7 protein-coding genes are annotated in these 9,919 nt (G+C 70.4%); 3 read left to right on the forward strand and 4 right to left on the reverse strand.

The annotated features are described in order from the left end of the window. Positions 1 to 111 precede the first annotated feature (111 nt). On the reverse strand, positions 112 to 921 hold the full coding sequence (locus ACFV9W_RS35985; RefSeq protein WP_385769697.1) for a M15 family metallopeptidase: 810 nt from the start codon (positions 919 to 921) through the stop codon (positions 112 to 114). Positions 922 to 992: 71 nt separating this feature from the next. Between ACFV9W_RS35985 and ACFV9W_RS35990 the strand changes: the two genes are divergently transcribed. Continuing rightward, positions 993 to 1,529, forward strand: coding sequence for an NUDIX domain-containing protein (locus ACFV9W_RS35990; RefSeq protein ID WP_385769699.1), 537 nt, complete (start codon positions 993 to 995; stop codon positions 1,527 to 1,529). Positions 1,530 to 1,567: 38 nt separating this feature from the next. On the opposite strand, the gene ACFV9W_RS35995 is transcribed toward ACFV9W_RS35990, so the two are convergent. Continuing rightward, on the reverse strand, positions 1,568 to 3,925 hold the full coding sequence (locus tag ACFV9W_RS35995; protein WP_385769701.1) for a glycoside hydrolase family 31 protein: 2,358 nt from the start codon (positions 3,923 to 3,925) through the stop codon (positions 1,568 to 1,570). Between the two features lie 215 nt (positions 3,926 to 4,140). On the opposite strand from ACFV9W_RS35995, the gene ACFV9W_RS36000 reads away from it, so the two are divergent. Both ACFV9W_RS36000 and ACFV9W_RS36005 read left to right on the forward strand, forming a co-directional pair. Further along, positions 4,141 to 6,114: an acetoacetate--CoA ligase gene (locus ACFV9W_RS36000; protein ID WP_385769703.1), complete on the forward strand. Its 1,974-nt coding sequence runs from the start codon at positions 4,141 to 4,143 to the stop codon at positions 6,112 to 6,114. Positions 6,115 to 6,214: 100 nt separating this feature from the next. Further along, on the forward strand, positions 6,215 to 7,117 hold the full coding sequence (locus ACFV9W_RS36005) for a hypothetical protein (protein WP_385769705.1): 903 nt from the start codon (positions 6,215 to 6,217) through the stop codon (positions 7,115 to 7,117). A gap of 90 nt (positions 7,118 to 7,207) precedes the next feature. On the opposite strand, the gene ptsP is transcribed toward ACFV9W_RS36005, so the two are convergent. Both ptsP and ACFV9W_RS36015 read right to left on the reverse strand, forming a co-directional pair. Beyond that, complete coding sequence (gene ptsP, locus ACFV9W_RS36010; protein WP_385769707.1) at positions 7,208 to 8,878, reverse strand: phosphoenolpyruvate--protein phosphotransferase; 1,671 nt, start codon at positions 8,876 to 8,878, stop codon at positions 7,208 to 7,210. A 74-nt stretch (positions 8,879 to 8,952) separates the two neighbouring features. After that, positions 8,953 to 9,402, reverse strand: a complete 450-nt coding sequence (locus ACFV9W_RS36015) for a PTS glucose transporter subunit IIA (protein WP_385769709.1) — start codon at positions 9,400 to 9,402, stop codon at positions 8,953 to 8,955. Positions 9,403 to 9,919 lie beyond the last annotated feature (517 nt).

Below are 9,919 nucleotides of genomic sequence, written 5' to 3' on the forward strand. Positions count from 1 at the left end.
CCGGTCGCCCTGGGGGCCCCCCCAACAACCCCGGGCCCCCCCCGGGCCTCGTTTTGGGTGGGGGGGGGGGGGGGGGGGCCCGGGGGGGCCCCCCCCCCCCCCCCCGCCACGTCACCGCCCCGTCAGCGAACGCTTGGAGACCGGGAAATCGAAGTACGTGTCCGGGTAGCGCTCGGGCTTGTACGTGAAGTGCCACCACTCCTCGGGCAGATTGGCGAACCCCTGTGCGCCGAGGGCGTCGCGCAGCAGGTCCCGGTTGGCCCGCTGTTCGCCCTGGATGCGCGGGTCGTCCGTGTGGGACAGCGTGTCGAAGCAGTCGAACCCGGTGCCCATGTCCAGCGAGTTGTCGGGGAAGCGCTCCGCCTTCGGCCCGTAACAGGGCGTGAGCTTCTCCCCGGGCTCGTACGGGCGTGTGGGCCGGGCCGGCAGCTTCACGACGGTCAGGTCCAGGGTGGAGCCACGGCTATGGCCCGACTTCTCCGCGATGTAGCCGTCCGCGAACAGGCGCGTCTTGTCCACGCGCGGGTAGAACTCCGCCTTCATCCTCTGGTCGTCGAGATCCTTCGCCCAGCGCACGAAGTGGTCGACCGCGCGCTGCGGGCGGTAACAGTCGTACACCTTCAGTGAGTAACCCTCCTTCAGGAGGCCGAGCTGCGCCTTGTGCAGCGCCTGTGCGGCCGGTCTCGTGAGGATGCACATCGGCTTCTTGTAGCCGTCGACCGGGACACCCATGAAGTCGTGCTCCGTGTAGTAGCGCATTTCCTGGATGATCGTGGAGTCCACGTCATGGAGCGCCACGAAGTCCTTCGGCGCCTTTGGGTCGGGCGTCGCATGGGCAGCCGAAGACGCGGCGGCAACGCCGAGCAGTGCGGCGGCGGCCAGGGCGGCGAGTTTCCGCTGAGCGGTGGAGGCTCGAGTCATGGATCAGCTCCTATCAGGAGCCGGACCCACCGGGGAAGACCGCGGCCGGGTGATCGGATACAGTCCGCGCCGTGTCCGCATCAACCCACCCCACGGTCAACCCCGTTCCGGATTCCCACTGTTCGAGCTGTGGGGCCGCCTACGGGGCCGAGGTGCACGGCTGGCCCCGCGCCTGCCGGGCCTGCGACTCCGTCGCCTACCGAAACCCCCTCCCTGTGGCCATCGCCCTGCAGCCGGTCTACGACACGGTGGGCACGGCTCTTGTCGCGATCACCCGAACCATCGCCCCCGCGCGCGGGGAGCCCGCCCTGCCGGGCGGCTTCATCGACGACCGGGAGGACTGGCGCCGAGCCGTCGTCCGCGAACTCCAGGAGGAGACGGGCATCGTCGCCGTGGCACGCGACGTACGCCTCGTGGAGGCCATGAGCGCCCCGGACGGCCATCTGCTGCTCTTCGGTCTCCTGCCCGAACGCCCGGCGGGATTCCTGCCGGACAGCGCGGCCACTGACGAGACGGACGGCTGGCACCTGCTGCGCCGCCCGACCGAACTGGCTTTCCCACTCCATACGTTGGCGGTGAAGGCCTGGTTCGAGGGCCGCTACCTGTAGGAGCCGATCCCTCACGGGCAACCGGCCCCGCAGGGCGCTCACAGGCCGCGCACACGCACCGGGTACGACGGTTCCACGTCCCCGTTCTCCCCGTCCGCCTCGACGACCACACGCCCCTTGCTCCAGCGCACCCGGAACCGTTCGATCTCCGGCTCCTCCCAGCCGTCGCCTGCGTCCCGCGCCGCATAACCGCCCCCCGTACGTCCCGGCGCCGGTGCCCACGCCTCCAGAGCCACGCCCCCGCCCGCATCGCGCACAGGAAGTACCGACCCGCCACGCGCGAGCACCGGAACACGCGACAAGGGGGCGTCCACCGCGACCTGTCCGGGCCCCTCGAAGACCTCGCCGGTCACTGTGTCGTACCAGCGCCCGGGCGGCAGCTGCACGGTGCGGCGGTCGACTCCCTGCTCCAGGACCGGGGCGACCAACAGGCAGTCGCCCAACAAGAAGGCGTCTTCACAGTCACGCAGCGCCCGGTCCTCCGGAGCCCCCCACCACAGAGGCCGCACGTACGGGGCGCCGGTACGCCGGGCGAGCTGCGCGAGGGTCATGAAGTACGGAAAGAGGCGACGCCGCTCCTCCAGGGCCACGCGCGCGTGCGCGAGCACCTCCTCACCGAACATCCAGGGCTCGCGCCGACCCGCCCGCAGCGCCGAATGCGTACGGAACAGCGGCATGTGGGCGCCCAGCTGGAACCACCGCAGGAACAGCTCCGGCGACGGCTTCCCGTCGAACCCGCCCACATCAGGCCCCGAGTACGGCACCCCGCACAACCCGAGCCCCATCACCAGTGAGAGCGAGGCGCGCAGCCCGGCCCACCCGGTGGCGACGTCGCCGGACCACGTCCCTCCGTAGCGCTGCAGACCCACCCACCCGGACCGGGAGAACAAGAAGGGCCGTTCCTGCGGCTGCAGTTCGCACAGCCCCTCGTAGCCGGCCCGTGCCATGCACAGGGCATAGACGTTGTGCGCCTCCCGATGGTCGCCGCCCCGCCCCTCGACCGCGTGTCGGGACGAACGGGGGAGCGTCGGCTCACCGAAGGCGGCGAACGACACCGGCTCGTTCATGTCGTGCCAGAAACCCGAGAAACCCTGCGCGAGACGCTCCTCGTACAGGCCACCCCACCACTTGCGCACCCGCTCCGCCGTGAAGTCCGGATACATCGACTCACCCGGCCACACGACCCCGCGCACGGGCGTGCCCGACGCATCCCGCACGAAGGCGTCGATCGCCTGCCCGCCGTCGTACAGGGGATTCCCGCTCTGCACCTTCACCGCAGGATCGACGATCGACACCAGCCGGACGCCCTCGCCGCGCAACTGTTCGGCCAGCCTGGGCAGAGACGGAAACCGCTCACGATCGACGGTGAAGGCCTGTCGCGCCGCGAAGTGATCGATGTCCAGGTGGATGGCCTCCAGGGGCAGACGGCGCTCCCTGTAACCCGCGACGACGCGCCGCACCTCCTGCTCGCTCCCGAACCCCCAACGCGCGTGCTGGTGCCCCAGCGCCCAACCGGGCGGCACCGCCGGAGCGCCGGTCAGCTGGGACCAGACATGGAGCACGCGCGCGGGTGTGCCCACCACCACCCAGCAGCGCAACGGGCCGCCCTCCATGCGCAATTCGGACGTCCCGGCACAGTCGTGCCCGGACCCCGCACCCTCGCTGCCCTCACGGAGGCTGACAGCGCCGTCCCACGAGTTGTCGTGGAACACCAGATGCGTTCCCGCGTCCGCGACCACCACCTGCACCGGCATCGTGAGCGACAGCGGATCGTCCCGCCGGCCGAACGAGCCGCCGGGATCCGTGTTCCACAGCCGGTACGTCGCGTCACGCAGCCGCGGGCCCGACGCACGCCCCCCGAGGCCGAAGAAGCGTGCGTCGGCGGAGACCTCGCTCCGCTGCGCCCAGCGGGCCTCCCCGCCACCCTCCGGCTCCCACCACCGGGGCGGCAGATCGCGGCGCAGCAACACCCCGCCAGGCGTGCGCACCTCCAAGGCGCCGTGCCGCGAGACCACGACGGTCACCCGCTCGGAGACGACCCGCCAGCCGCCGTCCTTGTCCGGCTCCAGCACCGCCCGCGGATCCGCCTCCGGGCACAGCCCGGACAGCGCGTACGAGGGCTCGGGTTCGGCTCCGTCCCAGGCCCAGAAGAGAGCACCGCTCACAGTCACGGTGATGCGCAGCCGGGACCGCGTGAACCGCACCAGGCCGCCGCCCGGCTCCGGCGTCGCACCGACCACGGCACCCGGGACCCGGGCCCGCTCGATGCCGCGCCGGGGGAGGCCCACAGAGTCCGCGCGACGGTGCCGCCACGACGCCCGAAGGGAGCGCAGCCCATGGGCCGGCCCCACGGACGAGACCGCCTTCGCCAAGCGCACCAGGTCACGACCATCCATGCTGCTCACCCTGCCACCGAGGCGCACGCGTGCGTGCCTCGTTCAACTGCCGTTCATCCGTGGTGCCAGCACATCTTCACGAGGCCGACTATGTGGGATGCACCCTGGTGCCGAAGTCGATCACGTGGCATCGTCCAGTGAGCCGCGTCAGGCGCACACTCCGCGGTGCGCGCCGCGGACGCACACGCCGAGCACGTACTTCCTGGAGCCGCATCATGTCCACCGTGAACCCGTCACCGCTCTGGCAGCCCGACCGGCAGCAGATCGCCGACGCCCAGATCACACGGTTCCAGGCCTGGGCGGCCGAGCACCACGGCGCGCCCGCCGACGGTGGCTACGAGGCGCTGCACCGCTGGTCGGTCACCGAACTCGAAACCTTCTGGAAGGCCGTCACCGAGTGGTTCGACGTGCGCTTCACGCACCCGTACGCGCGCGTACTCGGCAACCGTGACATGCCGGGCGCCGAGTGGTTCCCCGGGGCCACGCTCAACTACGCCGCGCACGCCCTGCGGACGGCGGACGACCCGGCCCGCGCGGACACCCCCGCGATCCTCCACGTGGACGAGACCCACGAGCCCCGCCCCGTCACCTGGTCCGAGCTGCGCCGCCAGGTCGGCTCCCTCGCCGCGGAGCTGCGCGCGCTCGGAGTACGCCCCGGCGACCGCGTCAGCGGCTACCTGCCCAACATCCCCGAGGCCGCCGCCGCCCTCCTCGCCACTGCGGCCGTCGGAGCCGTGTGGACCTCCTGCGCCCCCGACTTCGGCGCACGCAGCGTCCTGGACCGCTTCCAGCAGGTGGAACCCGTCGTCCTGTTCACGGTCGACGGCTACCGGTACGGCGGGAAGGAGCACGACCGCCGCGAAACCGTCCAGGAACTGCGCGACGAACTGCCCTCCCTGCGCGCGGTGGTACACATCCCGCTCCTCGGCACCAAGGCGCCCGAAGGCGCCCTGGAGTGGTCGGCACTCACCTCCGCCGACGTCGCGCCCGTCTACGAAGACGTGCCGTTCGACCACCCGCTGTGGGTGCTCTACTCCTCCGGCACCACCGGCCTGCCCAAGGCCATCGTGCAGTCGCAGGGCGGCATCCTCGTCGAGCACCTCAAGCAGATCGGCCTGCACTGCGACCTCGGCCCCGACGACCGCTTCTTCTGGTACACGTCCACCGGCTGGATGATGTGGAACTTCCTCGTCGGTGGCCTGCTCACCGGCACCACGATCGTCACCTACGACGGCAGCCCCGGATACCCCGAGACCGGCGCCCAGTGGGCGATCGCCGAACGCACGGGCGCCACCCTCTTCGGCACCTCCGCCGCGTACGTCATGGCCTGCCGCAAGGCCGGCGTGCACCCCGCGCGCGACCACAACCTCTCGCGCGTCAAGTGCGTCGCCACCACGGGCTCCCCGCTCCCGCCCGACGGCTTCCGCTGGCTCCACGACGAGGTGCGAGAGGACCTGTGGATCGCCTCCGTCAGCGGCGGCACCGACGTCTGCTCCTGCTTCGCCGGAGCCGTACCGACGCTCCCCGTCCACATCGGCGAACTCCAGGCACCCGCCCTCGGCACGGACCTCCAGGCCTGGGACCCCGCGGGCGAGCCGCTGACCGACGAGGTCGGCGAACTCGTCGTCACCAACCCGATGCCGTCCATGCCGATCCGCTTCTGGAACGACCCCGACGGCAGCAGGTACCACGACAGCTACTTCGACACCTACCCCGGAGTCTGGCGCCACGGCGACTGGATCACGCTGACCGAACGCGGCTCCGTCGTCATCCACGGCCGCTCCGACTCCACGCTCAACCGCCAGGGCGTCCGGATGGGATCGGCCGACATCTACGAGGCCGTGGAGCGGCTCCCCGAGATCCGGGAGTCCCTCGTCATCGGCCTGGAACAGCCCGACGGCGGCTACTGGATGCCCCTCTTCGTGCACCTCGCACCCGGCGCGGTCCTCGACGACACGCTCCGCGCCCGCATCAAGCAGGTCATCCGCGAACAGCTCTCGCCGCGCCACGTTCCCGACGAGGTCATCGAGGCCCCCGGCGTCCCGCACACCCTCACCGGCAAGCGCATCGAGGTCCCCGTCAAGCGCCTGCTCCAGGGAACCCCGCTGGAAAAGGCGGTCAACCCCGGCTCCATCGACAACCTCGAGCTCCTCAAGTTCTACGAGGAGATCGCCCGCAAGCGAGCCTGAGCTGATCCCGAAACCGACGGTGCGCCGTCGCCGAGCGTAGCGTTGTCAGTGCCCCCGGTTACTCTGAGTGAGCATCGTTCAAGCGCGCTCAGGGGGAATCATGGGGCACACGCAACACAGCAGGACGACCAGCATGCGGCGCGTCCTGCGCCGTGAAGTGGCGGGAACCATCGGCCTGTTGGCCGACGAGCAGGACTTCGAGGCCATGCGCCTCTACCGCAGCTTCACCTTCGACGACCACACGACGTACCTGCGCCAAGTCGAAGGCCTGCTCAAATCCCAGGCCGCGGCCGGCGGATACACCACGGTCACGTTCTTCGACCCTGCCGAATTCACGGAGTTCTGCAGGGCGGAGGGCCTGGACCCGGACAACGTGATCAGCCGGACCCGCTTCACCGCGGAACTCGCCGCCTCAGGACCTCTGGTCGCCTACCAGGGCCAGCCCATGGCCGACCTCGTCCCGGAACTCGTGGAAGAAGCGGTCCGCCAAGCGACCTGGGAGTTCGCGACATCCGTCCTGTCCCGGACAGGAGCCTGCGCCGTGTGCGGACAGGACGTCGGACGCATGGCCTTCGCCAGGGCCTCCTACCTGGTCTCCCGAGTGATCGACGCGCTCGGCGAGGGAGCCCACCACTGGGTGTGCAGCGTGCTCACCGACAGGGAGTCCCTCCATGCCGTCCTGCACGTGGACGCCATGGAAGCCGGCACGGTCAGGATCGATGAGTCCGCGGCCATGGAGGTCACGGCCGTACTGGCGCTGGCGATCGTCACTAGGCGCGCCAGCGCGGTCATCGTGCGCAGCTCGGTCGCCGGCGAGGAAGACCGCGTCCACGGCTGGCACCTGAAGGACGAGGGACTCCGGCCGATCCCAGGGGGCCGGGTCTTCGACGCCTACTGCACCGACGCCGACTCCGGCGAGCTGTCCGCTCCGGAACCCGGCGTGAATTACTGCACCGCACCAGAAGTGGATGACTCCAAGCCGGAAGGGAGGCACCTCCACTGACAGCCGCGCGCGGCTGAACCCCACGCTCAAGCGCGAAGGGCGCCCCGCCCAAAGGCGGAGCGCCCTCCGAAAGGCACCGATCGTGCTCGGCTACTCGCCGGACAGCACGGCCTGAGCGGCGTTGCGCGCTTCCTCCGCCGACTCCGCGGCACGCGCGGCAGCGGCGGCGCGCTCGCACTGGGCCAGCGTGTACTTGCCGAGTGTGGTTCGCACGTACGGAATCGAGGCGGCGCCCATGGAGAGGGAGGTGACCCCCAGACCGGTCAGGACACACGCGAGCAGCGGGTCGGACGCGGCCTCACCGCAGACGCCACAGCTCTTGCCCTCGGCCTTCGCCGCGTCCGCGGACAGCGCGACCAGGTCCAGCAGCGCGGGCTGCCACGGGTCCTGCAGACGGGACACGGCACCGACCTGACGGTCGGCGGCGAACGTGTACTGGGCCAGGTCGTTGGTGCCGAGCGACAGGAACTCGACCTCCTGCAACACCGACCGGGCACGCAGCGCGGCGGACGGAATCTCCACCATGGCACCGAACTTCGCCTGCAGACCGGCCTCACGGCAGGCGTCGGCGAAGGCCTTGGCGTCGGCGCGGTCGGCCACCATCGGCGCCATGACCTCGAGGTAGACCGGAAGCCCCTCGGAGGCCTTGGCCAGCGCGGTCAGCTGCGAGCGCAGCACCTCCGGGTGGTCGAGCAGCGTCCGCAGACCGCGCACGCCCAGAGCCGGGTTGGGCTCGTCGCCGGGCGTCAGGAAGTCCAGCGGCTTGTCGGCGCCGGCGTCGAGCACCCGCACCACGACACGACCCTCGGGGAACGCCTCGAGCACCTGCCGGTACGCCTCGACCTGCTTCTCCTCGGAAGGCGCGTTCTTGCTGTCGTCCAGGAAGAGGAACTCGGTACGGAAGAGACCGACACCCTCGGCCCCCGCCTCGACCGCCGCGGGCACATCGGCCGGGCCGCCGACGTTGGCGAGCAGCGGCACCTTGTGACCGTCGGAGGTGGCACCGGGACCGGTCGAAGCGGCCAGCGCCGCCTTGCGCTCGGCGGCAGCGGCCTCCATCGCGGCCCGCTTCTCCGCACTGGGGTCGACGAAGATCTCACCGGTGCTGCCGTCCACGGCGACCACGGTGCCCTCGGCGAGCTCACCGGCACCGGGAAGCGCGACCACGGCCGGTACGCCCAGGGCCCGGGCCAGGATCGCGCTGTGGCTGGTCGGCCCACCCTCTTCGGTGATGAAACCGAGCACGAGCGCGGGGTCCAGAAGCGCGGTGTCCGCGGGCGCGAGGTCACGGGCGATGAGCACGTACGGCCTGTCGCTGTCCGGAACGCCGGGCATGGGCACGCCGAGGAGCCGGGCGACGATGCGGTTGCGCACGTCGTCGAGGTCGGCGACACGGCCCGCCATGTACTCGCCGGCCCCGGCGAGGAGCTCACGGTAGTGCGAGAACGCGTCGTAGATCCCGCGTTCGGCCGTGCTCCCGACAGCGACGCGGCGGTCGACGTCGGCCATCAGCTCCGGGTCCTGGGCGATCATGGCCTGGGCCTCGAGCACCGCCTGGGCCTCGCCACCGGCCAGATTGCCGCGCGCCATCAGGTCGGCCGCGACAGCTTCGACGGCCTGGCGGGCGCGCCCCTGTTCGCGCTCTGCGTCCTCGGCCGGAATCTGCTTGGCCGGCGGCTCCAGCACCGCCGTCCCCATGTGCCGAACCTCGCCGATGGCCACACCGTGGCTCACGCCGACGCCTCGCAGCGTTGTCTCCATCTCACCCGTCTCCGATAGTGCGGCGAGCGCTGCCGCCGCGTTGAGTTCCTGCTGGCCGTCAGTGACGCAGTGCGTCAGTTCCAGCCGAAGAGCGCGTCGCCGGCCTTGATGTCGCCGTCCTCGACGACACCGGAAAGGGACTCGGCCGTGGCCTCGAGGGCGACGACCGGGCAGATCGGCGACTTGCCGGCGGCCTCGACGGCAGCCGGGTCCCAGCGGACCACGGCCTGCCCGCGCTGCACGGTGTCGCCCTTGTTGACGAGCAGCTCGAAGCCCTCGCCGTTGAGCTGGACGGTGTCGATGCCCAGGTGCGTCAGCACACCGTGGCCTTCCTCGTCCACGACGACAAAAGCGTGCGGGTGGAGGGACACCACGATGCCGTCCACCGGGGCCACGGCGTCGGACGCCTCGCGCGCGGGGTCGATCGCGGAGCCGGGGCCGACCATCGCACCGGAGAACACCGGGTCAGGAACAGCGGAGAGCCCGATGGCGCGTCCGGTGAGCGGGGACGTCACACTGGTCATGGCAAGCCTCCCAGGGGGCGGAGATTCAGGGTCGCCGTCACTGCCTGTCCTGGACGGCGTACTGTTCAGAAGCGTAAGTCATAAAAAGTCCCGGTTCCCTACGAGAGGTCCCGGTTGGCGGACGTAGGGGCCGCGGGCAAACGATTTGCGCCGAAGCTCGGGACCGATGTACTGTCGTACCCCTGCCAGAGGGACAGCCGACGCCATCGAGCGTCCAACACCTCGGCAGCATCTATCAAGTCCTAAGTTGCAATGCGAACCGTATTTCTGCATGCCTGCAGGGGTGCGGCAAGCGGGTCGAAAAAAGACTGATAGTGTTTGACCTCGCCGAAAGGGCCGCGAAAGCGGAATTCCTTGAGGCAGGCGTAAAACCCGAGGAAATCGGCCGGTGAAACGGTCTGGTAGAGTCGGAAACACGAAATACCGAAGGGAAGCGCCCGGAGGAAAGCCCGCGAGGGTGAGTACAAAGGAAGCGTCCGTTCCTTGAGAACTCAACAGCGTGCCAAAAATCAACGCC

The organism is Streptomyces sp. NPDC059897, assembly GCF_042730865.1.
Lineage (GTDB): Bacteria > Actinomycetota > Actinomycetes > Streptomycetales > Streptomycetaceae > Streptomyces.

Coding starts and splice junctions, on each gene's coding strand:
- ACFV9W_RS35985 (WP_385769697.1), bottom strand. CDS start 921: ATGACTCGAGCCTCCACCGCTCAGCGGAAACTCGCCGCCCTGGCCGCC.
- ACFV9W_RS35995 (WP_385769701.1), bottom strand. CDS start 3,925: ATGGATGGTCGTGACCTGGTGCGCTTGGCGAAGGCGGTCTCGTCCGTG.
- ACFV9W_RS36000 (WP_385769703.1), top strand. CDS start 4,141: ATGTCCACCGTGAACCCGTCACCGCTCTGGCAGCCCGACCGGCAGCAG.
- ACFV9W_RS36005 (WP_385769705.1), top strand. CDS start 6,215: ATGGGGCACACGCAACACAGCAGGACGACCAGCATGCGGCGCGTCCTG.
- ptsP (WP_385769707.1), bottom strand. CDS start 8,878: ATGGAGACAACGCTGCGAGGCGTCGGCGTGAGCCACGGTGTGGCCATC.
- ACFV9W_RS36015 (WP_385769709.1), bottom strand. CDS start 9,402: ATGACCAGTGTGACGTCCCCGCTCACCGGACGCGCCATCGGGCTCTCC.